This window comes from Bacteroides sp. AF29-11 (assembly GCF_003602895.1).
GTDB lineage: Bacteria > Bacteroidota > Bacteroidia > Bacteroidales > Bacteroidaceae > Bacteroides > Bacteroides uniformis.
Map to the genome: position 1 here is coordinate 373 of NZ_QTLY01000006.1, position 26,570 is coordinate 26,942.

Annotated in this window: 24 protein-coding genes; 7 read left to right on the forward strand and 17 right to left on the reverse strand. The window is 45.7% G+C overall.

Annotated elements, in window-relative coordinates; translation table 11 throughout:
• The 13 genes from DWZ03_RS20225 to DWZ03_RS11070 form a co-directional block, all read right to left on the reverse strand.
• On the reverse strand, positions 1-321 hold a 321-nt coding region (locus tag DWZ03_RS20225; protein WP_243634957.1), incomplete at its 3' end, for a S24/S26 family peptidase.
• The gene (locus DWZ03_RS11010; RefSeq protein ID WP_035450051.1) at positions 318-2,219 is read right to left on the reverse strand and encodes a hypothetical protein; all 1,902 of its coding nucleotides are present in this window, start codon (positions 2,217-2,219) and stop codon (positions 318-320) included. The genes DWZ03_RS20225 and DWZ03_RS11010, both read right to left, overlap by 4 nt.
• Positions 2,220-2,254: 35 nt before the next feature.
• On the reverse strand, positions 2,255-3,127 hold the full coding sequence (locus DWZ03_RS11015) for a DUF1573 domain-containing protein (RefSeq protein WP_120130008.1): 873 nt from the start codon (positions 3,125-3,127) through the stop codon (positions 2,255-2,257).
• Between the two features lie 27 nt (positions 3,128-3,154).
• Positions 3,155-4,156, reverse strand: a complete 1,002-nt coding sequence (locus tag DWZ03_RS11020; protein WP_130081509.1) for a hypothetical protein — start codon at positions 4,154-4,156, stop codon at positions 3,155-3,157.
• Positions 4,146-5,144, reverse strand: coding sequence for a hypothetical protein (locus DWZ03_RS11025; protein WP_016274095.1), 999 nt, complete (start codon positions 5,142-5,144; stop codon positions 4,146-4,148). Before DWZ03_RS11025 ends, DWZ03_RS11020 begins: the two co-directional genes overlap by 11 nt.
• Positions 5,145-5,263: 119 nt before the next feature.
• Entirely contained in the window at positions 5,264-5,524 is a 261-nt protein-coding gene (locus DWZ03_RS11030) for an NVEALA domain-containing protein (RefSeq protein ID WP_117964828.1), read from the reverse strand.
• Between the two features lie 209 nt (positions 5,525-5,733).
• Complete coding sequence (locus DWZ03_RS11040) at positions 5,734-6,789, reverse strand: BF3164 family lipoprotein (protein ID WP_044468875.1); 1,056 nt, start codon at positions 6,787-6,789, stop codon at positions 5,734-5,736.
• Complete coding sequence (locus DWZ03_RS11045) at positions 6,773-7,009, reverse strand: NVEALA domain-containing protein (RefSeq protein WP_117866960.1); 237 nt, start codon at positions 7,007-7,009, stop codon at positions 6,773-6,775. The genes DWZ03_RS11040 and DWZ03_RS11045 overlap by 17 nt, the downstream gene beginning before the upstream one ends.
• A 148-nt stretch (positions 7,010-7,157) precedes the next feature.
• The gene (locus DWZ03_RS11050; protein ID WP_229081985.1) at positions 7,158-8,249 is read right to left on the reverse strand and encodes a transcriptional regulator; all 1,092 of its coding nucleotides are present in this window, start codon (positions 8,247-8,249) and stop codon (positions 7,158-7,160) included.
• Between the two features lie 186 nt (positions 8,250-8,435).
• Positions 8,436-10,001: an ATP-binding protein gene (locus DWZ03_RS11055; RefSeq protein ID WP_120130016.1), complete on the reverse strand. Its 1,566-nt coding sequence runs from the start codon at positions 9,999-10,001 to the stop codon at positions 8,436-8,438.
• Between the two features lie 465 nt (positions 10,002-10,466).
• Positions 10,467-11,279 (reverse strand): glucosamine-6-phosphate deaminase, encoded by an 813-nt coding sequence (gene nagB, locus DWZ03_RS11060; protein WP_005835260.1) that lies wholly within the window; start codon positions 11,277-11,279, stop codon positions 10,467-10,469.
• Between the two features lie 43 nt (positions 11,280-11,322).
• A complete protein-coding gene (locus DWZ03_RS11065; protein WP_016274104.1) occupies positions 11,323-12,522 on the reverse strand; it encodes an FprA family A-type flavoprotein in 1,200 nt (399 codons plus the stop codon).
• Between the two features lie 62 nt (positions 12,523-12,584).
• Positions 12,585-13,514: a TIGR01212 family radical SAM protein gene (locus tag DWZ03_RS11070; protein ID WP_120130019.1), complete on the reverse strand. Its 930-nt coding sequence runs from the start codon at positions 13,512-13,514 to the stop codon at positions 12,585-12,587.
• A gap of 315 nt (positions 13,515-13,829) precedes the next feature.
• On the opposite strand from DWZ03_RS11070, the gene DWZ03_RS11075 reads away from it, so the two are divergent.
• From DWZ03_RS11075 to DWZ03_RS11100, 6 genes are all read left to right on the forward strand, one after another.
• Positions 13,830-14,789: an ROK family protein gene (locus DWZ03_RS11075; RefSeq protein WP_005823887.1), complete on the forward strand. Its 960-nt coding sequence runs from the start codon at positions 13,830-13,832 to the stop codon at positions 14,787-14,789.
• Positions 14,782-15,933 carry an MFS transporter gene (locus tag DWZ03_RS11080; RefSeq protein WP_117963607.1) on the forward strand — a complete coding sequence of 384 codons (1,152 nt, stop codon included), beginning with the start codon at positions 14,782-14,784 and terminating at the stop codon, positions 15,931-15,933. Before DWZ03_RS11075 ends, DWZ03_RS11080 begins: the two co-directional genes overlap by 8 nt.
• Before the next feature lie 31 nt (positions 15,934-15,964).
• Complete coding sequence (locus tag DWZ03_RS11085) at positions 15,965-16,726, forward strand: sugar isomerase domain-containing protein (protein WP_005823892.1); 762 nt, start codon at positions 15,965-15,967, stop codon at positions 16,724-16,726.
• A gap of 201 nt (positions 16,727-16,927) precedes the next feature.
• A complete protein-coding gene (locus tag DWZ03_RS11090) occupies positions 16,928-19,141 on the forward strand; it encodes a S9 family peptidase (RefSeq protein ID WP_009037143.1) in 2,214 nt (737 codons plus the stop codon).
• Positions 19,141-20,022 (forward strand): lipoyl synthase, encoded by an 882-nt coding sequence (lipA, locus tag DWZ03_RS11095; RefSeq protein WP_016274108.1) that lies wholly within the window; start codon positions 19,141-19,143, stop codon positions 20,020-20,022. Before DWZ03_RS11090 ends, lipA begins: the two co-directional genes overlap by 1 nt.
• Before the next feature lie 46 nt (positions 20,023-20,068).
• Positions 20,069-21,187 carry a hypothetical protein gene (locus DWZ03_RS11100; protein WP_008665606.1) on the forward strand — a complete coding sequence of 373 codons (1,119 nt, stop codon included), beginning with the start codon at positions 20,069-20,071 and terminating at the stop codon, positions 21,185-21,187.
• Here DWZ03_RS11100 and DWZ03_RS11105 read toward each other — a convergent pair.
• Positions 21,153-21,857 carry an SAM-dependent methyltransferase gene (locus tag DWZ03_RS11105; RefSeq protein ID WP_120130021.1) on the reverse strand — a complete coding sequence of 235 codons (705 nt, stop codon included), beginning with the start codon at positions 21,855-21,857 and terminating at the stop codon, positions 21,153-21,155. The two genes, DWZ03_RS11100 and DWZ03_RS11105, sit on opposite strands and share 35 nt — an antisense overlap.
• Positions 21,857-22,714 carry an enoyl-ACP reductase gene (locus DWZ03_RS11110; RefSeq protein WP_005823911.1) on the reverse strand — a complete coding sequence of 286 codons (858 nt, stop codon included), beginning with the start codon at positions 22,712-22,714 and terminating at the stop codon, positions 21,857-21,859. The genes DWZ03_RS11105 and DWZ03_RS11110 overlap by 1 nt, the downstream gene beginning before the upstream one ends.
• 383 nt (positions 22,715-23,097) lie before the next feature.
• Here DWZ03_RS11110 and DWZ03_RS11120 point away from each other — a divergent pair, with 383 nt between their 5' ends.
• Positions 23,098-23,751 (forward strand): HAD family hydrolase, encoded by a 654-nt coding sequence (locus DWZ03_RS11120; RefSeq protein ID WP_120130024.1) that lies wholly within the window; start codon positions 23,098-23,100, stop codon positions 23,749-23,751.
• Positions 23,752-23,904: 153 nt separating this feature from the next.
• On the opposite strand, the gene DWZ03_RS11125 is transcribed toward DWZ03_RS11120, so the two are convergent.
• Positions 23,905-25,068 (reverse strand): metallophosphoesterase, encoded by a 1,164-nt coding sequence (locus DWZ03_RS11125; protein WP_120130027.1) that lies wholly within the window; start codon positions 25,066-25,068, stop codon positions 23,905-23,907.
• 18 nt (positions 25,069-25,086) lie between these two features.
• Positions 25,087-26,553, reverse strand: a complete 1,467-nt coding sequence (locus DWZ03_RS11130) for a RagB/SusD family nutrient uptake outer membrane protein (protein ID WP_117866950.1) — start codon at positions 26,551-26,553, stop codon at positions 25,087-25,089.
• Positions 26,554-26,570: the final 17 nt, after the last annotated feature.

Genomic DNA, 26,570 nt, shown 5'->3' on the forward strand with positions numbered 1-26,570 from the left:
ACTTCCCGGATAAGGAAAATTGAATACAAGCACATCATTCCTCTTGAACTCCCTCCATCCGGGCATACGATGAATCTTAACCTCTTTCCTTTCCAATGCGGCAAACACATCGAACAGCCTCGCTCCTTTTGAGCACTTATCAACCAGAATATAGTCTCCTACCAACAAGGAAGGTTCCATCGAATCAGAAGGAATCTTAAAGGAAATGGCAAGCAACAACTGAGCCAACAGTCCCCCAAAAGCCACAAAACACAATCCATTGACTAAATTAATGCCCCAAGCCAACAACTTACGCAAGAATAAATTATTCCGAAACCTCATTTCCCAAAATTTGATATGAAAACCTGCTTTCCGTTCTCAATCCGAAATACTTGCTCCTCTTTGCCACGTGTGATGTCATGAAGATAAAAAAGTGCGCCCCTAGGCATGTTGTCATACACCAAAAAAGTATCGGTAGCCTTTTTCTGTCCCAACGAAATCCATCCATCTTTTCCCCCATGATAAAACAACTCATAAACATCGCCTATACGGACAAAATTATCATCATTTCTGGGCATATACATCAATTCATTGAAACATATCTCCTTACCAAAATCAATCACCATAGAAGCACCTCCCTTTTTAGGTAAATAGTAAGTAAGCACGTCACCGTCAATAATATTATCTATTTTAAGATACTTATTTTCCGAAACATCTCCTTCTATTTTCAGAGGATTCACCTTCACTCCATCATAACTGAAAGACAACTCGGCCAATTCAATACGTATATCTTTTGGCGTAGAGAACCTAACATACCGTCCTTTCACCGGTTCTGGCAAATGTATAAAAGTACGGTTGGTATGTGGGGTATCGCAAATACAATAAAATGGTTCATTCCCTGAAAAATCTTTTCTATTTGACACCTCAAATTTACTGCCTACCATGATATTGAAACAGTATCTAATCCAGTCAAAGAAAGCAGCTTTTCTTTTTAAAACGACAGTATCCTTTACAGACAAATCAGGAATGTAAGGATGTGCCTCCTTACCGTCAAAGAAAAAGGGATAACCTATGGGCTTATAGGTTGAATTCTCATAAGCAAGAGGCATATATATCATTTTAGCCTCTATATTATTGAAAGTCGCTTTTCCTTTCCTCAATTTAGCTATATCCACTCCCTCTCCTGCCGTTTGCGGACGAAATACTCCCAAATATACATAGTCGTCTTCTACATCACTTAAATCCAACACCAAATCATCTTTAAAATAATCTTCAGAAACATCCTTCACAAAACAATGTCTGAACAAGGGAGGTATCTCATCTTTCACACTCAGAAACTTCAGTTTCTCTTTTTGTAGACCATAACAATAGCGAAATACCTTCCCTATCCTTCTTCCGTCCACGTCCCACTTAAATTTAGCCACATGGAAAGAGTTTATATTAACAAAATTTCCCAAAGAATCTCTCACTACATCCCAGATATGGCCCATTCGGGATTCCGATTCAAAGAAATACACGTCTGCTGTGGCCGGAATTCCTAATGAGCGCAAAACATAAAGTCCAAAATCACACATGTCCACACATTTTCCGGCCCGATGCTCCAATAGGAAAAGAGCACCCATATGAGGTGAATCAAAGTCATTATTAAACCGAAATCCCCTTTCCCTCAGGTTCTCCATAACAACCTTCGTGGCTTCCATTACATCTGTTCCTATATAAACAGAGTCCAATAAAAACGAGAATTCCTCGCTGTATACACTCCGCCAGTCTTCAAGCGTTTCATCACCGATACGATAAGGAAGAATCAATTCACAGAAATCATCAAAGGAAAGATCTTTATTCCAAGGCCTTTTCTTCCAGACCACAAAGGCTTGATCTATATTACGAATCAGATAATCAGCAGTTATAACATGAATATCATACTCTTTATTCATCATCGAAGCCGGATATTTCTCCCATTTTGCTACTTGACTACTATCAATGATACCAAAAGAATCCGTAGTTGCTTTCCAATATCTCAACGTATCTATCAGCCACCCTTTGTAACTGTAACATTTAGGCATATTCTCAATCAAAAAGCAAGCTGCTTTATATTTCTCCCCACTATCTTTATAGTGGATAAGTACCTTTTCTAACTCGCCCCGATTACTCCCAGCCAGTTCAAGCGCTTTACTCAAACGATGGTTGTTCACACAAGAGCAAAGAAGCAATAATGTAAACAACCACACAGATTTCCTCATACCTTATTAATTTTCGTTTTTACTTTTTTAAACACTCACTGTGCATTACCAGAAACCGTAAGTATTATCGGAGATGACTCCGAATTACAATGTATTCTTACTGTTTTACTAAAATGTTCAGGATGTTCTGCCTTATAAATAATAGACAAATTCAAATCCATTCCCGGACGAACCGGCTCTTTAGAGTACTCTACAGAAATACAGCCACAAGACGTATCCACCCCTTCTATTGCCAACAGTTTATCGCCTACATTTTTCATGATAAAAGTAACCTTCTGTTCTTTTTGCCAGTCGAAATTCCCCATAGATGTCGAAACTTTATCCACATCAACAATTGTTTGAACAACATTGTCTTCATCATCAGATTTTACTTCTCTGCCTTGTATAATCTTCAAATAGAGCTCTCTTACTTTCAAATTATGGATAGGATTACCCATAGCTACAACTCTATTATCATTATCCAACAAAAAAGTTTGAAATGCCATATCAGCAGGAAAATGATTCAACTTATTCAAGTAGTCTCCTTCATCAATACAAATCGGATGTTTAAACCTTTCCACCCGTAAAGTTTGATATATCTCCATTCCATTTTTAGGACACAAGAAAAAAAGGAACTGTACCGTATGAGGTCGTATAGAATCGACTACGGTGATAAACTTTTCCCATTCAGCAAGTTTCAATTTACAACTGGTACAACCCGTAGAATCAATATAAGTCAATATTTTATATGTGTTTTGAATGGAATATTCTACCGTATCTTTTCCTTGAATCGTAAAAACCGACCTAGCAGGCAAACTCAATTCTTTTCCTATCCATTTCTGTAACAAAGAAAAAGATTTGTCTTTATTGGATTTTCCACATGAAGCAAATACCACAAAACCTAAGATTATTATTATAAAATTCTTCATAAGTTATCATTTATAAACTACCTTCAATCAATTATCTAATAAATCCATCTTGAAGAATCGTGTACTTTCATAATCAGAGCAACTTCCACAAAGAATTTTTCTCTCTTCATCTACAAATATATCATTGATAAGCACACTGAAACGATATTTAGCGACCAAATTCCCTTCCCAATCCAAAACCAACAAATTGCAATGCGGAAGCAAAGGCCCCGCACCCAACTGATTCGGATTTATCAAATAAATATACCTATCCGTTACAAACGGACAACTAAAATGCCAATACTGCTCTGAAGGGCGAGCGGGAACTACCTTGTAATTTCCCAGCCCACCTTCCAGAAAGACGTCATGCCGCAAATTTTCATTCCGATCATAGATCCGGATACGTCTCAAAGAAGCGTAAGTAACCACAAAAGCACTCCTATCCGGTTTCATCATCAGATAATGATAATAAGCCGATTTAAAGCTTTCCAAATTCTTAAAACGAATATCATTTTCCGGATAATTCCCCCCTGAGACATTCCTTCCCGTCTGAATATCTGTCACATGATATTCAGACACTCCCGGATGTTTTCTCCTATCTGCATATATATACACCCCGGGATTCAACTCTTGCACCGTCCCAATATTTTCACTTACTTTATCAATAAAAAAAGAAGATGTTTTACACAAGGAATCACTTTTCAAGGTATAGGCATCCACTTCTCCTCCCGATTCAAGATACAAACAATCTTTTCCTTGAGAAACAGAAAAACGACCGGGAAGCACCATTTTCTTTATGAATTTTAAATCGGGGTAATCATAGATTCCTACTTCTTCATATCCCCCAAAAGCAATCACCCGATTGTTGATTCTATTCATCCGAGCGGGACGTACCAATTCTTCTGCCGGATATGTCTTAATAGGAAGCATTGTATCTATAGGAAAATGTTCTTTATAGACGACAGCCACAGCATTACGCTGTTCCCCACAAGCCACACAAAGAAGTAGTGCAACGCAAATAACGATTAAATGCCCTATCTTATAATTCATATTTCACCAAGACAAAATCCGGATTCACCCCTATGGCATACAACGTATTACTCTGTTCTTCAGATGCTATACGCATTACGGGAATACCCAAATCAACAATCTTCACTAAATTTCCATCATAATCATACAAGAAAACAGTACGAGGGCATTTGCTTGCATCCCTTCCCACTGTAGATTCATCCGTATCATCTTTACTACGGTCTCGTTGCAATGTAATAATAAAATCCTTACTCATACAGAGTCCCCGGACACCTTTTACCCTGCGGTCAAAAATCACCTCATTGTTCCGAATCTCGTATTCGTCACCATCCGTTCGCCATTCCCATACAAATGAAAATTCATCCTCACCCTGCTGATACAATGCTAAATAAGGGAAATCATAACAAGAACAGACAAATACTCCACGAGATGCATTATATCCTCTCTCTCCCCCTAAATATTGTTTCACCTGCGGAATGGGATAATTGCCAAACGAAGAAGTCTGCCCATGCAATAGGGTTTCAAAACAATGTTCCGCACCAGCATCCGCAATTCCAATATACACATTCTTGGCATATTCAGCCATGGCAGGACGCGATAACCGTTCCTCTTCCGTCATAGGAATAAACGCATCTTTACCTTGCGACAAGCTATCAAGAGACAAGAAGCCACGCGTCTTTCCATTAGCATCCACGGCAAAAAAACGATTGTCGATACATGAGCCATTTATACCTCCTGTGATAAATTCACGCGGACCTTCTCCTACCTTTCCCATCACTCCCACTTTACGACCGGTCTCTTTTTCGTGCACATGTACAAAATAGTCGCGCGCAAAAGGGTCCTCCCACACCAAAAAATCACCGGCTACGCGTAAGGTTCCCGGCATGGTAGTTGCTATTTCATCATCCAGCAACTCATAAGTTGCACTCACATATTCTACATTCTGTTTTTTCTCATTTGCACAGCCGTACAAGAAAAAAAGTATAAGCAAATAATAATATGTTTTCATTATATACTATTTTTTATTAGCGAGCACCGCAAAATAGTTACATAATCCAACGAATTTTATAAATATTCTACAGTGCTCTATTTATAGTCTTTAAGCAACCATTAAGCTGTCAAATTCCACTAATAATGACAATTCTTTCGAGTTTCACAACTATTTTTACCATTAGCATACGCATATGTATGATGTACATTAAAGCAAACACAACATTCTCTATCCCAACTGGGGTCACAACCTGGATTCGATATTTCACTACCTGCCAACGCTTCCACATTAGCCAACATCAAATCAGACATAGCTTCCGATTGTTGGTTAGCATAAACACCATATCCTGCCACTGCCGCAAATGCTGCAACAAAAGCTATTTTCATTATCTTTTTCATTGTTTTCTTTATTTTTCTTAATCAATAATATTTTGTTTTGTCTTCCATATCTATCCTTTCAATGGAAAAGCATACATTTTGCTTATTCAATCCAAATCCGTATCTTTGCCTCGACCTCCTTTCTGGGTGGGTTATGGAACGGACGGCTCATCATGCACCAACAAGACGTTTGCCATCCGTTCCTCTCCATTCCTATTTATATTTTTCTTTTATTTCATTGTATACTCTATTATCGGTTCATCCTTGTTTACATCCGTAGCAAGAATCGTCCCTTTTTGCTCATTTACAGAGATGCCATAGATACAATGGTCGAGTACATATTTACAGAGAGGTTCTCCTTTCAGGTTGAATACATAAATATATTGTCCACCATCCACCTGGATGCTTTTCCGTGCATTCTGGGCTATTTCTTTAAAAGAACGTCCGTGAAAGACGGCATAAATGGCACTGTCCGTCACTTGCACATCGCTGAAGCCCATGATGCCCGTAGGAATGCCATAACCTTCTGACAATTTGAATTCCGGCTCGCCATGAGGCCCGATACGTACCACGTGCGTGCTGTCTTTCAAGTTAAAGACTTCAAGCACTTCGCCCAGTTGGGTGACCGCCGCCAGCACTCCGTTTCGGGGATTGTAATCGATGAAGCTGCGCCATGCCTGCGCCAATGCAGGACGAGCATGCTTCATGGCATCCTCATTGGAAGAAAGGATTGCCCCCATTTTATACAACAGTCCGCCTTGCCTGTTCACCCGACAAAAACGGTTGTCTCCCGAATAATCGGGAATAATAAAGGTAGAATCATCCACCATCACAAAGTCCAAAGCCCGAAGAATATCTTTATCCAGGTTCACTGCTTCTTGACGAAACAGTGAATCACCGGATAAATCACAACCAAACCGAGTTAATTCAGACTTGTTGGCATCGAGAGACCACAAAGATTCCCCATACCACCGGATATTTTCGACAGAAATCTGCTCATCGGGAGATTCTCCCCGCTTGCCGAAAGAGGATATGTAGTGAAATTCCGGATAACTGAAAGCATGACAGAAATAGTCTGTCCCATGCAAATCCATCACCACAGCCTTATCTCCCTGTATCCGAATACGGAAAGGGTAACGGAACAAAGCTGTATCCAGCGGAATAACTGTTCCTTTCAGTTCCCGCGTTTGCGAGAAATCTGTATAAGACAATCCTTCACAGTGGGGAGTAGAGGTACATGCCGTTAAAGCAATGAACAAGAACAATATGTTAATAAAGTTCTTCAAAGCTATATTTCGTTGCTACATATTGTACCTTACTATGATTGATCGGACAATCCACAGAACCAACGCCAGCACATCTATAATCGTTCCCCGATTCTCCGGATGCCAAAGCTTCTATATTCTCCAATATCAAGTACTCTAATTTTTTACATTTGGTATTTAATCGAAAGGATGCGACGACTGCTACCAAAAACAAACCAATAAATAAGATTTTCTTTTTCATGTTTTTCATATTAATAACTGCAATTTGAATGATGGTGACAAAGGTGTAGAAAACAAAAGCTTCATCCAAATTTTCGGGCTGACAATAACTGACAATCAAGTAAAAACAGGCATTGTCAGTTATTGCCAGCCTATTGTAGAGAGACTACTTACTCTGGGATTTCTTCGATGAAATGGGGATTTTTTAATTGGTAACTGAAGTTTTTATTTTCTATCTTATAATTTGAAATTCGAGATAAATATCCACGTAATCTTTTGATATTTGTATGCAGATTATTCAAAGTACCGTTACCATCCGGCCATAGTAGATTCAGAATTTCATCATTAGACAGTTTGAAGTCTTTGGCATCCAAAAAACCTCGCAGCAATTTGGCCGATAGTGGAGTCAACTTCACACACAAATCACCGTTTTTCAACATATCCAAATCAGCATCAAAACGTAATCCATCCTCCAACCGATAAATATGTAATTGACTTTCATGGCAGACAATTACCGGAACTTCCTTTTCTACAACGACAGATATTTCCTTGACAAAAAGACGATGATAAATCCGACTCATATAGTCGTGCACAAAGTACAGCAAAGTGCAACAGACAATCAAAGCACCCAGCAAAAACATATCCTTCCAAGAAAAAATCATCCACCAAGGACCATAAAGGTATCCGGTGACACCCACTTCGCATCTATATCCTAAATAATGAGTATCCAAACTATCCGATTTTGACAAATAAAGAGAGTCTTCGGAATAACTACAAGCCTCATGCTCCCACCAATCCGTCACAGATATGCGTACTACCGTTTTTCCGGGATACTCAATCTGCCCCAACAATTCCTTCCACAGCAAGTTCAAGGAGTCGGCAATCAAAGGGTGGTCTTCAAGTACAATCGAACGTATTAACCTCCAATCAGAAGGACGCTCTATATTATGAATATGCTTTTCATAAGGTATGATGAAACTTTTTTCTCCATATTTACTTATCATAGATACCTTTATCAGTTCCTTCTTTCGGTCATTGGCATCCATGATGGATAAGTCAATATTCTCCTCCACATAGAAAGGTATCTCCATATTTCTTTTCTGCAACTCCTCTCCCAAAGCCACACGAAAAGTACTCCGTGCCTGCGTTTTCCAGAACTCCATCCGGTTCTGATACAAGAACCAACCGGTAATTATTGCTGCAATAATCCCTATAGCAACGCATGTCAATAGCATTTGTCGTCTCTCTCTTTTCTCGTCCATGTGGTGTGTCTAATACTAATCCGCCCCAAAGTTAAGCATTTTTTTACAAGGGACACCAATCTTAATCATCTTCTTACCGTGCTCGCCTGATAAGAAATGGTAAGATACCATTGCGCAGCAGATAAAATACTTGAAGAAAAACGAGAAAACCATAAAAATATGGCATAAGCATACTTACAAGAGTTTCTAATCCGCTTTAGCTATTTTCCACCCGCCAATCGTCCGCGTGGCACTGTCAAAATTCACACCAATCTTGACCACACGCCTGCCGTCCGCCCGGTAAGGGATGGCATACTGCTTGCTGTCAATCTGAGCCAACGCCTCTTCCGGGGTACCGTCGTATTTGAACTCGAAGACATAAACGGCATCCTGCAACTTCACCACCACATCCGCACGGCCTACGGAACTCTTCACTTCCGACTCCACATATTGCCCCATCAACCGGAACAACAAATAGAAAATGGTCTGATAATGCTTTTCGGTCTTGTTATCCAAATCATTGGGAATGGAGGCAAAGAAGGAACGGGTACGCTCCAGGCAGCTCTCCACATCACCCTTCATCAAGTCGCGAAGGAAAGAGACGACGTAGAAGGTGTTGTTCTGGGCAGGCAAGTGCACGTAAGAGGGAAGCAGGGATTCAATGAACCCTTTACGGACCTCACCGTTGGGATAGGCCAAACGATAGATTTGGAAATTACGGTCATAGCCCTTAATGGTCAGATAACCGCTCTGGTAGAGCACCGGGATGGGACTCGTTATCTGTTCCGTAGGCGCATCAAACTGCTCATCGGTAGCCTCAACACCTTCCAGCGCACGCACATCGAAGTCTGCATGGCGCAGAATATCTATCAGGAAAGTAGGCGTGCCCGTGGAGAACCAATAGTTCTTGTATTCTTTGGAATTGAAAGCATTGAACAGGCTGAACGGGTTGTAAATATCCGCACAAGCCTTACTGAAATGATAACCGTCATATTGCCGCTTCAAATGCAAGCATGCCTCCTCGTAAGTCTCATCATTAGCCTCGGCCATCCGCTCAATATCGGGTTTCAACTGCGTCAGCAGTTCCTCCTCGGTGATGCCGCAGAGGGCACTGAAGTCATCGCGCATACTGATATTTTGCAAATTGTTCAGTTCGCTGAAGATGCTCAGCTGGCTGAACTTGCTGATACCCGTGATAAAAAGAAAACGGAGATATTGCCCCAGCCCCTTGAGAGGACTGAAGAACTTGCGCATCTCGTTGCGAAGCTGTTGTTGCAAAAGGGCATCGGAATTACTGTCAAGCAGAGGAGCATCGTACTCGTCAATCAGCACTACAACCGGCTTTCCGGTCTTGGCGTAGGCACGCAGGATGATGCCTTGCAGACGCTCTGCCGCCCCCTCTTCCTCTTCCTTTTTTCCGTAAATTTCTTCCCAACGAGATAAAAACAAATTCAATTGCCCCGTCAAGTCACGCAGCTCAGTATATTTCGTCAAGCTGAAATCAACGTGCAGCACCGGGCAAACCTCCCATTCCTGCTCCAGACGTTCCATAGCCAGCCCTTCGAAAAGTTCCTTTTTCCCCTGGAAATAGGCCTCCAGCGTAGACACGAGCAAGCTTTTGCCAAACCGACGGGGGCGGCTGAAGAAATAAATTTGGTCTGTATTCACCAATTTGTACACCAGCTCCGTCTTATCCACATACACACAATTCCGCGTACGCAGTTGCTCAAAATTCTGTATCCCTATCGGATAGCGTCTGCCACTCAATTCCATAGCTGCTACTGTTTAAATTACAAGTATGACAAAGATAGCACATATTCCGCAAAAAAGAAAGCACGCCCATGGCTTTTTCATCACAAGCCCTCACTGCAAACCTACTGCACATCTTTTGCAGTAACACTGCAAAGGCGTTGCAGTAGCACTGCAAAACAGTTGCAGTGGCACTGCATCTATGTTGCAGCGGCACTGCAAAAACGATGCACTGGTTTTGCAGTGAGTATTTGGTATCTTTAACATTGGCACCCAAAGCCTTACAGCGGAGCAGAGCCCGTTTTCATCACATAACGCCCTGTCCTGAAAACAGTCAACCAAAATCAGGAGAACAAAAAGGGTGAGGGCAAAATTTGCCCTCACCCTTTTAAATTGCTCTCACTCACCCCTGAAACACCGATGAACAAGCAGATGCAGACAAGCGGTGAGGGTGGTGAGGGTGGAATTGCAAAACTTTTATTAGTTTGCTTATTTCAGCAAGCTTTCCGCATCCAGGTGCTCTGCCTCAATATCCTTGAAGTAGCGGTAAGTACCCACCTTCAATTCTTCGGTGGCCGCATCGTCACAAACGATGATACCCTTTTCGTGCATCTGCAAGGCGCTGATAGTCCACATCTGCATCACGGGACCCTCGACTGCATGATAGAGGGCACGTGCCTTGTTGTGTCCGTTTACGATAATCATTACCTCGCGGGCGCTAAGCACAGTACCCACACCGACGGTCAGGGCAGTCTTGGGCACCTTGTTCACGTCGTTGTCAAAGAAACGGGAGTTGGCAATGATGGTATCGGTAGTCAATGTCTTCTGGCGGGTGCGTGACGAAAGGGAAGAACCCGGCTCGTTGAAAGCGATATGTCCGTCGGGGCCGATACCGCCCATGAAGAGGTCGATGCCACCGTAGGACTTGATTTTCTCTTCATAGCGTGCACACTCGGCATCCAGGTCGGCAGCGTTGCCGTTCAGGATATTGGTGTTCTCCGGCTTGATGTCTATATGGCTGAAGAAGTTGTTCCACATAAAGGAATAGTAGCTTTCGGGATGTTCCTTGGGCAAACCTACATACTCGTCCATATTGAAAGTCACTACGTTCTGGAAAGACACGATGCCTTTCTTGTTCAGGTCGATAAGTTCCTTGTACATGCCCAACGGAGAAGAACCGGTGGGGCATCCCAATACAAACGGTTTTTCAGGTGTCGGATTAGCGGCCTTGATTTTGGCAGCCACATAATGTGCCGCCCACTTTGATACGGATTGATAATCCGGTTGAATGATTAGTCTCATTGTGATTGTTTTATTAGGTTAATAAATTAGGGGTAATTTTCAACTACTTCCTATCCTTCTTCAAACGCTCTGCCATGGCACGTGCCAGGTTTTCGCATTGTTCGTAAGTAATGTCCTTCATGGCCTGCTTCATCTCTACCGGGTCGCCCACAATCTCGAACTTGCTCTTTTCGGCAAACTCGCCCATGCGCTTCACGGCGGCACCCGCCCAGCAGAAGGAGCCGAAGTATCCCAGATAGCGTCCCTTCACTTCGCGTACCAGAATCTTGGAGAGCAAGGATTCTATCTCAGGATAAATCTGGTTGCTGTAGGTGGGGCTGCCGATGATAAGTCCGCGATACTTGAATATGTCGGCAATGATATAAGAAGGATTGCTCTTGCTCACATTGTGCATCACGATGTTCCTGATGCCCTGTGCAGAAAGTTCCGCCGCAATGGCTTCCGCCATCTGCTCCGTGTTGCCGTACATGGAACCGTAAGCAATGACCACACCTTCGTCAGCGGCGTAGCGGCTCAACTTGTCGTAGATGCCGATAACCTTGGCTATGTTTTCCGTCCACACCGGCCCGTGCGTGGAGCAGATGGTGGAAATGGGCAGACCGCCCAGCTTGGCAAGTGCCTTCTGCACCGGAGAGCCGTACTTGCCCACGATGTTGGAATAGTAGCGCACCATCTCGTCCCAGTATCTGTCCAGATTGATGCGCGTATCCAGGAACCCGCCGTCCAACGTACCGAAACAGCCGAAGCCGTCACCGGCGAAAAGGACTCCTTCCGTTTCGTCAAAAGTCATCATCGTCTCGGGCCAGTGCACCATCGGGGTCATATAGAAACGGAGCTTATGATGCCCCAAAGCCAGAAAATCCTCGTCCTTCACCATGTACTGTTCGCCCGTCACGCCATAAAAGCCCTCTATCATGCCGAAGGTCTGCTTGTTGCCCACGATGATGATGTCGGGATAATGCTGCTTTATCAGGCGGATAGAGCCCGAATGGTCCGGCTCCATATGGTTGATGATGAGATACTGGATGGGGCGCTCGCCGATAATGCTCTTTATCTTGCGCAGATACACCTCGAAGTAGCAGATGTCTACCGTATCGACCAAAGCGACCGTCTCATCATCTATCAGGTAAGAGTTGTAGGAAACCCCGTACGGCAACGGCCACATGCCTTCAAACAAATGCTTATTGCGGTCATTCACTCCCACGTAGTGGATTTTTCCTTTTATCACTGTTTTTGGGTTCATAACTGTATCTTTATTTAGATTGATTCCACATTTAAAGTTGCGGCAAAAATAATTCTTTTTTCTCACATTTCATACTTCTTTCCCTGATATGCACCGAGTTCTTTCATTCTTTTTTGAACCCGGTGATTAAATTCATAATTTTTTAGTCCCCAGTCGGGTGCAATGAGCAGTTCCTTAGGAGACTGGGAGACAAAACGCTCCAGCACCAAATCCGGCCGCAGATGCTCGATATAGTCTATCACGAGGTCGATATATTCCTCCACATCAAACAGATGAAAATCTTCAGGATGCTGCCGGTACTCCAGAGCCATGCGGGTACCCCTTATCAGTTGCAACTGGTGCATCTTCAAGGTAGTGAGTGGCAGGCGGGACAATACACCGGCTTGTGCCACGATGCTTTCGTGCGTCTCGCCCGGCAGTCCGAGGATGACATGCCCACCGGTCAGGATTCCGCGTGAAGCGGTTCTTTCCACCGCATCGGCGGCGGCATGAAAAGTATGCCCGCGGTTGATGCGGCAAAGTGTCTTGTCGTCGGTACTCTCTATGCCGTACTCCACTAAGAGGAATGTATGCCGGTTCATCTCCTCCAGATAGTCCAGCAGGCTGTCGGGCATACAGTCAGGACGGGTGCCGATGACCAGGCCCACCACCCCGTCTGCCGACAAGGCTTCCTCGTATTTCCGCTTCAGGTCTTCCAGTTCGCCATACGTATTGGTATAGGCCTGGAAATAGGCGAGATACTTCATCTCCGGATATTTGTGTGCAAAGAACTGCTTGCCCTCTTCCAGCTGGCGGGTAATGGATTTCTCCGTACGGCAATAATCGGGGTTGAAGGTCTGGTTGTTGCAATAGGTGCAACCGCCGACTCCTTTGTTTCCATCCCGGTTGGGGCACGTAAAACCGGCATTCAGCGATATTTTCTGTACCTTATAGGGAAAATATCGCTTCAGAAAAAAAGGGAACTCATTATAGAGCGTAGATTTGGTTTCCATACATATTCCTTATGTAAGTGGCAAATATAGGATTTTTCTGTGGGATGAACCTGCAAAAACAAGAATACTTTCCACCCGATTTGTTAACGAACATAAAACAAAGAATTTCCACCTGCACTAAAAAATGTTTCATCCACTGATATATAACTAATTAATTGAGAAAGAGTACATCCAAGCGCAATTACATTAAACACAATTTAGTGATTAGACACTCTTTTTACACACAATTTCCTCAGTTTATACACCTCAAAAATGAAATAAATTCATAGCTTTGCATACAACCTTAATGAATCAACCTATAAATACTATAACACCATGGCAACAATCGCATTGGACATAGGCGGCACAAAAATAGCCAGCGCCATTTTCTTTCCGGACGGAAGCATGATGTTTAACCGCAAACGGCTCCTGAAAGGAAGAACCGGACACGAAGTGGGCAAGCTCGCCGCGGATATCCTCGCCAAACTTCTTACCGTAGCACGCAGAAGCCGTATACACGTCGACGGAATAGGTGTCTGCATCCCCGGTATCGTTTACTCCCAAACCAACCGGGTATGGGCCCCCAACATACCGGGCTGGGACAACTACCCCCTCTATGAGGAGCTGCGCAGTGTAACGCCTCCGGGCATCGAGATATACATCGACAGCGACCGTACCTGCTATATGTATGGAGAGATGTGGCAAGGTGCCGCCAAAGAATGTCACAGTGCCATATTCATTGCCGTGGGAACCGGTATCGGTGCCGGCATCATCATCGACGGGCACGTGTTGCACGGAGCCAACGACATTATCGGCGCCACCGGCTGGATGGCCCTGCAACCTCCCTACCGGGAAGAGTATGACGCATGCGGATGTTTCGAATATTACGCTTCCGGCAATGGTATCGGGGCACGGGTACGCGATGCCGTACGCGCCAACAAGGCATACAAAGGAAAACTGCGCCAGAAACCCATCTGCCGCATATCGGCCTATGATGTGTTCAGTGCCTATAATGAAAAAGACCCTATTGCCATCTCCGTATTGCACAAAGCCGTCGAGATGTGGGGCATGGCTTCCGCAAATCTGGTCAGCCTGCTCAACCCGCAGAAGATAATTTGGGGCGGAGGCGTATTCGGCCCTGCCGGTATCTTTATAGATGACATTTACAAGGAAGCCTGCAAATGGGCGCAACCGCTCAGCATCAAGCAGGTGGAATTTGTACCTTCTCAGTTGTCCGGTAATGCCGGACTGATAGGAGCAGCGTTTCTTGCCATCAAAAATCACTTGTATGAGTAACAGTTATCACAAGAATCTCGTATTCACGGCAGCGTGCATCGGGATGTGTTTCTTCGGAGTCTCCATGATTACATTGGGAGCAGTGCTGCCATCCCTCATAGCCAAGCTGAATCTGAGCGGGTTGCAGACAACCTCACTGGTCACTTTCCTGCCTCTGGGCATGCTGGCCGGTTCCCTGATTTTCGGTCCCATCGTAGACCGGTTCGGACATAAAGCCCTGCTGGTGCCCAGCTGCATCATCGTACTGCTGGGGATGGAAGGGCTTGCCTTCTTTGAAAGCGTACCACTGCTGCAAGCTTCCATCGTCGGCATCGGCCTGGGCGGAGGCATCCTCAACGGAGAAACCAATGCATTGGTATCCGACATCTCAGGAGAATCCGAAAAAGGCTCACGCCTCAGTTTTCTGGGCATGTTCTACGGACTGGGCGCATTGGGCATACCGATGTTGCTGGGCTCCCTTTCCAGGCATTATTCATTCGAAACCATCTTGCTGGGAATTGGCGTAGTGATGCTTGCGGGCATTATATTCTGTATCCCCGTACGCTTCCCCGCCCCTAAGCAGGCGCAAGGTTTCCCGGTAAAAGAGGGATTGGGACTGCTGAAAGAAAGCAGCTTACTGCTACTCAGCTTCATTCTTTTTTTCCAAAGCGGCATCGAGGGTGTCTGCAACAACTGGTCCACGAGTTACTTTGGGCAGATGACGGATATTCCGGCCAATCAGGCATTGATTGCACTGACCTGCATGGTAGCGGGACTGACCGTAGCACGTATGATGCAAGTTGCGATATTCAAGAAGATAAAACCGGAAACCGTACTGCCCTACAGCCTTACGCTCACTGCCATAGGCTTCTGTTTCCTTATGTTCTCGCCGGGTTTTGCACGTGCGGCAGTCGGCATGGTGCTGGTAGGTATGGGGCTGTCGGCCACGTATCCCGTGATACTCAGCATTCTTGGAAGCCGGTACCCGTCCTTATCGGGAACAGCATTCAGCGTGGCGCTTGCCATAGCCCTCATTGGCCAGACTGCAATGAACGGCCTGATGGGCATGATTTCCCAATACGCCAATGGCATCGGACTTTATCCTTATCTGATGATTGCCTCACTTGCCGTCATGCTCCTTTTGTATAAACGCTCACTCAAATAAATTTATTAACTTCTTAAAAAACAAAAAAGTTATGTTAGCACTCGAATGGTTAAAGAATGCCCATGGCATTATGGAAAAACTGGAGGCTACCCAGTTGGAAAACATCAAAAAAGCAGCCACTGTTATGGCAGACTCCATCGAAGCCGGTCGTTGGGTCCACACGTTTGGTTGCGGCCACGCAACAATTCCCGTAGAAGAAATGTATCCGCGTATCGGCAGCTTTGTAGGATTCCACCCACTTTGCGAATTGCCTCTGACATTCTTCACGCAGATTATCGGCCAGATGGGTATTCATCAGTTCCTCTTCCTGGAACGGGCAGAAGGCTACGGCCAGGAAATCATGAAGAACTATGATTTTGATTCCAAAGACTGTATGTGGATTTTCTCACATACCGGTATCAATGCCGTCAATATAGACATGGCATTGGAAGCCAAGAAGCGCGGCATGAAAGTTATCGTATACGGTTCAGCCAGCGAAACGGGCGACAAAGCCAGCCGCCACTCCAGCGGAAAGAACCTCTTCCAGTTGGCAGATATCGTAGTGGATTCCTGCGTTCCCCTGGTAGACGCCTCCGTACCTTTGAAGAACCACTTCGACAAGGTAGGTCCGTTGTCTACATTGAGTTTCGTCACCATGGTATGGATGACCATCACTACCGTTGCCGAAATCCTTGCCGACCGTGGCGTACACTTGTACATCCATCCGTCGCACAACGTTCCGGGTGACACAACCGCCCACGAACGACTGGATGCAGCCATTGCAGAATATCAAAGAAAAGTCAAGTGCTTGTAACGAAAGATATTCCAATCATCATCTCATCCAATCATCATCTATGAGTGACGGAGGCCCGTCCCTGCTTCGCCCCCAAGAAGCAGAACGGGCTTTTTCTGTTCAAAAAGAATAAAATCGGCCCACTGCTTCGATAAATCTTCCCTTTGTTGTATATTTGTTCCCCAGAAAAAATAGGGAAACAGATAAGCATAAAAGATAGATATGAAACAGATAAGCATCGCACTTCTCCTCTGCCTCTGTACGCTGGCAGGTTTCGCCCAAAGTGGCAAGGCGCTCGATTTGAAAGAAATCGTATCGGGCAAGTTCACTCCGAAGAATATTTCCGGCGTTATCCCCATCCCGGGAGACGGGGAACATTATTCGCAGATGAATGCGGACAGGACACAAATCATCAAGTACTCCTTCAAAACGGGAAAACCCGTGGAAGTGCTGTTTGATGCCGCTACCGCACGCGAATGCACGTTCAAGACATTCGACAGCTACAGCTTTGCTCCGGACGGCAGCAAGCTGCTCATTGCCACCGAAACAACTCCCATCTACCGTCATTCCTATACGGCTGTGCATTACATCTACAGCCTGAAGCGCAACCTGGACGGTAAAATCAACAATATTGTGGAAAAGCTTTCGGACGGCGGCCCGCAACAGGTGCCCGTATTTTCACCGGACGGCAATCAAGTGGCTTTTGTACGCGACAACAACATCTTCCTTGTAAAACTGCTCTATGGCAACAGCGAAAGCCAGGTGACGGAAGACGGAAAACAGAACGAGGTGCTGAACGGCATCCCCGACTGGGTTTACGAAGAGGAGTTCTCCTTCAACCGTGCGCTGGAATTCAGTGCCGACAGCCAGATGCTGGCTTTCATCCGCTTCGACGAGAAAGATGTTCCCTCCTACTCTTTCCCTCTTTTTGCCGGACAAGCCCCCCACTTCACCCCTTTCGAGAAGTATCCGGGAGAGTATACTTACAAATATCCTAAAACGGGAGAAGTAAATTCCAAAGTGTCCGTACACACCTTCGACATCAAGTCGAAAGTGACCCGCAAGATAAACGTGCCGGTAGATGCAGACGGCTATATTCCCCGCATCCGCTTTACCCAAGACCCCAACAAGCTTGCCGTCATGACACTGAACCGCCATCAGAACCGGTTCGACCTATACTTTGCCGACCCTCGCAGCACGGTAGCCAAACTGGCTCTGCGTGATGAAAGCGATACCTATATCCGCGAGAATGTATTCGACAACATCGTCTTCTATCCGGAAAATTTCAGTTTTGTCAGCGAAAAGAGCGGATACAACCATCTGTACTGGTATAGCATAGGCGGCAATCTGCTGAAACAAGTGACAGCCGGACAATATGAAGTGCAGGAGTTCCTGGGTTATGACCCCGAAGAAGGAAGCTTCTACTTCAGCAGCAACGAGGAAAGCCCCATGCGCAGTGCCATCTACAAGATTGACCGGAAAGGTAAAAAGACCAGACTATCGTCACAAGCCGGAACAAACAGTGCGCAGTTCAGTGCGAACATGAAGTACTATATGAACCGTTATTCCAATCTGGACACTCCGACCGTCATTACGCTGAACGACAATACCGGCAAGACTCTTGCCACCCTGATGGACAATGCGGCATTGAAGCAGGAAATCAGCGGCTATGACATGCCACGGAAGGAATTCTTCACTTTCCAGACTTCCGACGGAACCACATTGAATGGCTGGATGATGAAACCAGCCGACTTCTCTGCCGGCAAGAAATACCCGGTACTGATGTACCAGTACAGCGGCCCCGGTTCACAGCAAGTGCTCGACAAGTTCAGTGTAAGCTGGGAAACCTACATGGCATCACAAGGCTATATCGTGGTTTGCGTAGACGGGCGTGGTACCGGAGGACGTGGTGCCGAATTCGCCAAATGCACCTATCTGAACCTGGGTATCAAGGAAGCCAAAGACCAGGTGGAAACCGCCCTCTACATGGGCAACCAGCCTTATGTGGACAAAAACCGCATCGGAATCTGGGGATGGAGTTACGGTGGATACATGACCATTATGAGTATGAGTGAAGGAACACCGGTATTCAAGGCCGGAGTAGCCGTAGCTGCCGTTACCGACTGGAACTACTACGACACCGTTTATGGCGAACGCTTTATGCGCACACCGAAAGAAAACGCCGAAGGCTATAAGGCCAGTTCCACCTTTACCCGTGCCGACAAGCTTCACGGCAACCTGCTGCTGGTACACGGCATGGCAGACGACAATGTACACTTCCAGAACTGTGCCGAATATGCCGAACAACTGGTACAACTCGGCAAACAGTTCGATATGCAGGTTTACACCAACCGCAACCACAGTATCTACGGAGGAAATACCCGGTTACACCTATACACGCGGTTGACCAACTTCTTCAACAAAGAATTGAAATAATGCCCGAAAGAGTACGTAAGCCTGAGTGGCTCAAAATAAGCATCGGTGCCAACGAGCGCTATACCGAGACCAAACGCATTGTCGAATCGCATTGCCTACATACCATCTGTAGCAGCGGCCGTTGCCCCAATATGGGGGAATGTTGGGGGAAAGGCACCGCAACCTTCATGATTGGGGGAAATATCTGCACCCGGTGCTGTAAGTTCTGCAACACGGCAAGCGGGAAGCCCTTACCACTGGATGCCGATGAGCCTACACATGTGGCAGAGTCCATTGCCTTGATGAAACTCTCCCATGCAGTCGTCACCTCCGTAGACCGTGACGACCTGCCCGACTTAGGCGCGTCGCACTGGGTACGTACCATCCGGGAAATCAAGCGGCTCAACCCTGACACCACCGTCGAAGTGCTGATTCCCGACTTCCAGGGAAGAAAGGAACTCGTGGCACAAGTCATCGATGCACAACCGGAAATCATTTCGCACAACATGGAGACTGTCCGTCGCATCAGCCCCCTCGTACGCAGTGCCGCCAAGTATGAAACAAGCCTGGAAGTGTTGCGGCAGATTGCAGAAAGCAATACTACCACCAAGTCCGGCATTATGGTGGGATTGGGCGAGACTCCGGAAGAAGTGGAAGAACTGATGGACGACCTTCGCCGGGTGGGCTGCCACATACTGACCATAGGGCAATACCTTCAACCCACACACAAGCATTATCCGGTAGCAGCATATATTACTCCCGAACAATTTGCACTCTACAGAGAGAAAGGATTGGAAAAAGGGTTTCAGCAAGTGGAAAGCGCTCCATTGGTACGCTCCTCTTATCATGCGGAAAAACAGATTCATTTTATACAAAAAAGGAGTAAAATAGGAAACATTTAAATTCCCCAGTTGTTATGATGTAAACGACAAAATCATAATACGGATAATGAGCCATCAAAGAATTCTATCATCAAGATTCAATATGTCGCTGGGATTCATCCCCGTTATAATATCCATCATATTATGCGAGTTTATAACGCAGGACATGTCCATCTACATCGGTGCAGGTGTAGGACTCTTGTTTAGCATCTATTCGGTGAGGCATAGAGGAACGCATGTTCCGCAAATCATACTTTACTGTACTACCGGAATGTTACTGCTGTTATCGGTAACAACCCTATTCCTCGTAAACTACTGTCCCCGTTTCATGCTTCCGTTCACGCTGGAAATCAGTGCCATCATTCCCCCATTCGTCATCTACCTCAATAGGAGAAAATTTCTGGACTACCACATGTCTCAGACACAGAAATGCTGCAAGCAGCTTTTTGCACAAGGGGCAGAAGCCGCCATCGTATCCTCACGCGTAATCCTTATCATAAGCCTGCTGCATTTTCTGATTATCTTCTTGGCGGTTCTGGTCAGTTACCCTTTGGGAGACACTACCCGCCACATTCTGTTTTATGTGGCGCCTCCCCTCGTCTTTATATCAGGCATTCTGTTCAATCAGTTCGGCATTTTCTATTTCAATATAGTGATGAACCACACGGTTTTCGTACCGATAGTCAATACCAAAGGAGATGTCATGGGGAAAGCCATCGCCTCAGAAGCCATCAACCGGAAAAACGACTATATCAATCCGGTCATCCGGATTGCCGTTGCCTCACACGGCATGCTGTTTCTCCTCCCCCGCCCCAAATGCAACGTTTTCGAGAAAGATAAAATCGACTTGCTGATGGAGGGTTACCTGATATATGGAGAAACATTGGAACAAGGCGCACACAGAATTTTACGACAAACGCTTCCCACCGCCCCATTAGACCATTTGCACTTCAACTTCATGTATCATTTTGAGAATGAAGCCACCAACCGCCTGGTCTATCTCTTCACACTAGACCTGGACGATGACTCCATCCTATGCAATAAGAATTTCAAGGGGGGAAAGCTATGGACATTCCAGCAAATGGAACACAACCTGGGACGGAACTTCTTCAGCAGTTGCCTGGAATATGAATTCGAGCACCTGGAAGCTATTATTTATACAAGAGAAAAATACAAGGAATCTTAGAAAGGTCGGGAGTCTTGCCCTGCCACTCCCTCACGGTCTTGGTTTTGATATACTCCCCTTCACAAGTAATGTTCGCCGCAATGCAGAGCTTGGTCTGCGGACGGCAGTTATGAAGAATATCCTCTATCATCTTATTATTGCGATAAGGCGTTTCAATGAAAAGCTGAGTCTGATGTTCATTATAGACGCGTTGTTCCAGCATTTTCAGCTTTTTGGCACGCTCTGCCGGTTCAATGGGAAGATAACCATGGAAGGCAAAGCTCTGACCGTTGAAGCCGGAACCCATGACGGAGAGGATAATGGAAGAGGGCCCCACCAAGGGGACCACTCTCAAGTTTTTCCGTTGTGCAATAGCCACTACGTCCGCTCCCGGGTCGGCCACAGCCGGACAACCGGCTTCGGAGATCACGCCCATCGGATGCCCCTCCACCAGCGGCTTCAGATAGCCGGAGATGTCTTCGGGCGACGTATGCTTGTTCAACGTATAGAATGTCAGCGCATCAATATCTATTCCCTTGTCCACCTTTTTCAAAAAACGGCGTGCCGAGCGCACATCCTCCACGATGAAATAGCGGATTCCCTGTATTATCTCCTTATTATAAGGAGGCAACACCGTTTCAATAGGCGTATCGCCCAGCGTGACTGGCAAAAGATAAAGTGCGAGTTCCATTAGCCGTAAATGATATTTCCGTTTTCGTCCTTATACTCATCCAGTCCCTTCTCGTAAGTAGCCATGGCGCGAAGGCTCATACCTACGCTGGAGAAACCTCCATCGTGGAACAAGTTCTGCATAGTGACCTTGCGGGTGAGGTCGGAAAACATCACGATACAGTAGTCCGCACACTCATCGGCAGAAGCATTACCCAGAGGAGACATGCGGTTGGCGAAGTCGAACAGTTTGTCCATACCCTTCACACCGGAACCGGCAGTGGTCATCGTGGGAGACTGGGAAATGGTGTTGACACGTACATGGTGTTCACGTCCGTAGATGTAACCGAAGCTGCGGGCAATGGATTCCAGCAGTGCCTTGGCATCTGCCATATCGTTGTAACCGTAGAACGTACGTTGCGCAGCCACATAACTCAAAGCCAGAATTGAACCGTAGTCGGCAATGGCGTTGAGTTTCTTGGCAGCTTGTATCATCTTGTGGAAAGAGACAGCGGAGATGTCCAGCGTCTTTTCCAACATATCGTAATCCAAATCATCATATGTACGTTTCTTACGCACATTGGGAGACATACCAATGGAGTGCAGCACGAAGTCAACCGGGCCACCCAATACTTCCATAGAGCGTTTGAATACATTTTCCAAATCTTCTACACTTGTAGCATCTGCGGGAATCACCTCGCAATTCAGTTTCTCCGAAAGAGCGGACACTTCGCCCATACGGACAGCAACCGGTGTATTCGATAAAGTGATGGTTGCACCTTCTTTTACTGCTTTTTCTGCTACTTTCCAGGCAATGGACTGCTCATTCAGAGCACCGAAAATAATGCCTCTTTTTCCTTTCAACAAATTGTAACTCATACCTATTTTTAGTAAAATTCGGCTGCAAAGATAGGAAGTTTTTGCATAAAAAGCCCGAAAGTGTGCAAAGAAAAGGGAAGAACGGCAAAAAATACACCGATCACCCACTGCAAAACTACTGCAACGCTTGTGCAGTGCCACTGCAATACAGTTGCAGTCACGCTGCAAAGCAGTTGCAGTATCACTGCAAACATATTTGCAGTAACGCTGCACTCCATCTGCAGTACTACTGCAAAACGCATGCAGCAGGAATGCAGTAATAATGCACTGATTATCAGCCCAGGGCTTCCTATTCTGCAAATACCTGATGAAACCCGAGACAGCATTTGAACATGAGCGCAAAAAGCCCTATATTTGCAGCAAACTAAAAAATAGAGAAAGCAATGAAGAAGTTGATTATATTTGACCTGGACGGAACTTTACTGAATACAATAGCCGATTTGGCACAAAGTACAAACTATGCCCTGCAAGCGCTCGGCTATCCCACTCACCCGGAATCGGACTATAACTTCATGGTTGGCAACGGAATCAACAAACTGTTCGAGCGCGCCCTCCCGAAAGGGGAAAAGAGCGAAGAAAACGTCCTGCGCGTCCGCAAGGAGTTTGTGCCTTATTATGACGTGCACAATGCTGATAAAAGCTGCCCTTACCCCGGCATCCCCGAACTACTGGAACAGTTGCAGGAGAAAGGGATGATATTGGCAGTGGCTTCCAACAAATATCAATCGGCTACCGTGAAACTGATTTCACATTATTTCCCCAACATACGTTTTACCACCGTCTTCGGACAACGGGAAGGGGTCAACGTGAAGCCCGACCCAACAGTGGTGCATGACATTCTGGACATCACCCGGATATCCCGTGAAGACGTGCTATATGTGGGAGACTCCGGAGTGGATATGCAGACGGCCGCCAATGCCGGAGTCACTGCCTGCGGAGTCACCTGGGGATTCCGTCCCCGCACAGAACTGGAAGAGTTTCATCCGGCACATATCGTAGACAATGCTGCGGACATTGCCGTTATCGCCGATCTTTGAGAGGGCACTCCCTCCCCCGGCTATCCGAGAGCGCATATTTACATTATGATATTTTTTAGGCGCGGATTACGCGAAAAACGCGGAGTTTTTCTTTGTCTCTCCGTGAAATCCACGTACTTCCACGCCTAAAAAATAATCAGAAAGAAAACAGCCTCAGAACAATTTCCGCATCGTTCCTTTATCTCCCACCACAAGATAGGTATTCCCGTCAATCAGTAAAGCGCGCCCACGTTTCTTCTTTCGGTTTTCCTCGTTATCCACATTCACTCCAATCACCCGTCCATCATAGAAAGTGGAAATGTCCTTAAAGATGGTATGCCCCACAATGATATGTTCGACGTCATAACGTTTCAACATCAGTTGCAGGGAGTCTTGTGCCAATGGATGGTATTTTGTATCTGTCCGTACCAATCCACGATACCAGATAGGTCCGCTATTACCATATAGGAAAGCCGTGAGAGGCGATAAGGCCTTACGTTCCTTCTTGCTCATGAACAATGCACGGCTCATTTCCTCATTCACTGTGGGAATATTCAAGTCACGGTCATAAAACTCCTTTCCCAAACCTGCGTGCACATACAGATTAGGTCCGATGGTCTGCATCGTATTACGGGTACCAAGCCATTTGCCAAGTTCTGTGTCCGGACCGAACAATGCCGGATAATCCATACCCAGTTTTCGGGCCAATGTCTTGTACTTTTCTTTGGTATAACGCAAATCATTTGCCGTCACAAGCGGTTCATGGTTACCCAACAGAAACGAAACATGACCACCTGCATCTGCCGCCTCCTTCTCCAATTTATAGAACAGCCAAAATATCTGCGGCACATCTTTGCCACGGTCAAATATATCACCGATAACCACCAGATGGTTGGTTCCAAAACTCCAATGGTAGTCTTTATCAATGACATTGTTGCCTCGCAGCAAGCTCATCACGCAATTCAACTTGCCATGGGGGTCAGACATCACAAACACTTTATCCGGTTGTCTGTATTGCCATTCCGGACGTTTGACCGGATGCAGCTTCACATCAAACGGATAACGCCCTTTGTGGTCCGTGACATGAAGGGTGAAATCCTGAGGAAGCACCGTATAAGTCGTATCTTCTATCTGCCCTTGGGCTGTAACGCTTATGACGCGCACCTTGCCGTCCGGTTCATAAATCACATAAGGTCCGTCTGCCGACAATTCCTCCTTCTTCTCCTTATCCTTCTTCTTACCGTCTAAACCAAGAGTTCCGGCACTTAGGCCGGAACTGATGAAGGTTAGAATAAATACAGTAAAAAAAGACTTTATAATAGTAGTCTGATACTTCATATTCTCGCTTTTTTGGAATTAATCACCATAAGTCGGATTCTGCTGCATATTCGGATTGGAATTCATCTCCGCCTTAGGAATGGGCAATACTACACGATAATAGTTCCAATCAAAAGATACGCTCTCATCCACCATCTTCAGATGTGAAGTCTCGGCTATTTCCGGGAATTCCTTGGTCGACTCCTTGCGCACGATAGTCTGATGATTACGAAGGGCGTCGAAGAAACGGTGTCCTTCACCGAACAACTCTTTACGGCGTTCCAACAGAACATCATCCAACGTCACCGTCTTACCCTGCACGGTCTTTTCCGGGTTGGCACGGCTGACAATGGCATCCAGATACTTCACTGCCTTGTCATTGTTATTAAGCTTTGCAGCCGCTTCGGCAGCAATCAGATAAAGTTCGGACAGACGAAGTACCGGAATATTGGAATCTTCCACAGCCTTGCCGCTCTGCGGCTGATACTTGGCTATGTAAGCTCTCTTTGTCTTAGGAACAACCGTATATGCCTGATTTCTGACATCATCCGGATCTTCCTGCATCAGTTCATAGAAAGAACTGGTCAGGCAATAATCATCATAACCCGCCTGCCAGCAAAGGTAAGCCACACTTTCTTTACCAACGCCGTCCACTGTCAGATTCACCAGCTCAAACAAGACTTCTCCCGGATCGGAAGAGGCAAAATCAGTTCCCCATATCGTGCCATACTCATCATTGGTCCACAAACGGTACTTATTCTTTTCCGCTCCCGCAATGGCAGCTTCAGCCGTAATCAAGGCATTCTGATTATCTTCCATATACAAATAGGCTCTACTCAGCAACAGCATTGCCGCCCACTTATTAATCTTACCCTTGTTGAATTCTTCATCCAGCAGGTCAGCACCTTCCTTCAAATCCTTGATGATTGCCTCATAACACTGGGCAACGGTATTGCGCGACGGCTTGTTTTCCGTATTGGATACTTCGGTCACAATAGGCACTCCCAAAGAAGCTCCTCCATCCTTGGCATACGGATAGCCGAAGAAACGGGTCAGGTCGAACAAGGCAAATCCACGGAGAGCCAAGGTCTGGCCTTTCAGGTCGTTGAAGTATTCCGTATCATCCTCACTGACATCCAATCCGTCTATTTGAGACAAAATGATATTACAATTCTGGATAATCTTATAGGCATAAGACCAGTGGGAAGACGGACCGGAATCCTTTGTATAGTCCAGCATATAGTAGCTGGTGGTACGCTTTCCGGTCTTTATGGACTGCGCATCGTCACCCGTCACGTCTCCGTAATAAATCATACGGCCCGAGTAATAGTTGGTACTGCGCATCACGTCGTAGATACCGTTCAAGCTATATTCCACATCATCCAGATTCTGTATGGCGGTTTCAGTCGGAATCTTTGTACTGGATTCAACATCAAGCCAGTCATTGCCACAGGAGGCGGTCAGGCTGACCAACATCCCCATCATCATATATTTTAATGCTTTCATTGTGTTTCTTTATTATG

Excerpts from the sequence above, each read along its gene's own strand:
- DWZ03_RS11010 (WP_035450051.1), bottom strand. The coding sequence starts at position 2,219 with ATGAGGAAATCTGTGTGGTTGTTTACATTATTGCTTCTTTGCTCTTGT.
- DWZ03_RS11015 (WP_120130008.1), bottom strand. The coding sequence starts at position 3,127 with ATGAAGAATTTTATAATAATAATCTTAGGTTTTGTGGTATTTGCTTCA.
- DWZ03_RS11020 (WP_130081509.1), bottom strand. The coding sequence starts at position 4,156 with ATGAATTATAAGATAGGGCATTTAATCGTTATTTGCGTTGCACTACTT.
- DWZ03_RS11025 (WP_016274095.1), bottom strand. The coding sequence starts at position 5,144 with ATGAAAACATATTATTATTTGCTTATACTTTTTTTCTTGTACGGCTGT.
- DWZ03_RS11030 (WP_117964828.1), bottom strand. The coding sequence starts at position 5,524 with ATGAAAAAGATAATGAAAATAGCTTTTGTTGCAGCATTTGCGGCAGTG.
- DWZ03_RS11045 (WP_117866960.1), bottom strand. The coding sequence starts at position 7,009 with ATGAAAAAGAAAATCTTATTTATTGGTTTGTTTTTGGTAGCAGTCGTC.
- DWZ03_RS11050 (WP_229081985.1), bottom strand. The coding sequence starts at position 8,249 with ATGGACGAGAAAAGAGAGAGACGACAAATGCTATTGACATGCGTTGCT.
- DWZ03_RS11055 (WP_120130016.1), bottom strand. The coding sequence starts at position 10,001 with ATGGAATTGAGTGGCAGACGCTATCCGATAGGGATACAGAATTTTGAG.
- nagB (WP_005835260.1), bottom strand. The coding sequence starts at position 11,279 with ATGAGACTAATCATTCAACCGGATTATCAATCCGTATCAAAGTGGGCG.
- DWZ03_RS11065 (WP_016274104.1), bottom strand. The coding sequence starts at position 12,522 with ATGAACCCAAAAACAGTGATAAAAGGAAAAATCCACTACGTGGGAGTG.
- DWZ03_RS11070 (WP_120130019.1), bottom strand. The coding sequence starts at position 13,514 with ATGGAAACCAAATCTACGCTCTATAATGAGTTCCCTTTTTTTCTGAAG.
- DWZ03_RS11075 (WP_005823887.1), top strand. The coding sequence starts at position 13,830 with ATGGCAACAATCGCATTGGACATAGGCGGCACAAAAATAGCCAGCGCC.
- DWZ03_RS11080 (WP_117963607.1), top strand. The coding sequence starts at position 14,782 with ATGAGTAACAGTTATCACAAGAATCTCGTATTCACGGCAGCGTGCATC.
- DWZ03_RS11085 (WP_005823892.1), top strand. The coding sequence starts at position 15,965 with ATGTTAGCACTCGAATGGTTAAAGAATGCCCATGGCATTATGGAAAAA.
- DWZ03_RS11090 (WP_009037143.1), top strand. The coding sequence starts at position 16,928 with ATGAAACAGATAAGCATCGCACTTCTCCTCTGCCTCTGTACGCTGGCA.
- lipA (WP_016274108.1), top strand. The coding sequence starts at position 19,141 with ATGCCCGAAAGAGTACGTAAGCCTGAGTGGCTCAAAATAAGCATCGGT.
- DWZ03_RS11100 (WP_008665606.1), top strand. The coding sequence starts at position 20,069 with ATGAGCCATCAAAGAATTCTATCATCAAGATTCAATATGTCGCTGGGA.
- DWZ03_RS11105 (WP_120130021.1), bottom strand. The coding sequence starts at position 21,857 with ATGGAACTCGCACTTTATCTTTTGCCAGTCACGCTGGGCGATACGCCT.
- DWZ03_RS11110 (WP_005823911.1), bottom strand. The coding sequence starts at position 22,714 with ATGAGTTACAATTTGTTGAAAGGAAAAAGAGGCATTATTTTCGGTGCT.
- DWZ03_RS11120 (WP_120130024.1), top strand. The coding sequence starts at position 23,098 with ATGAAGAAGTTGATTATATTTGACCTGGACGGAACTTTACTGAATACA.
- DWZ03_RS11125 (WP_120130027.1), bottom strand. The coding sequence starts at position 25,068 with ATGAAGTATCAGACTACTATTATAAAGTCTTTTTTTACTGTATTTATT.
- DWZ03_RS11130 (WP_117866950.1), bottom strand. The coding sequence starts at position 26,553 with ATGAAAGCATTAAAATATATGATGATGGGGATGTTGGTCAGCCTGACC.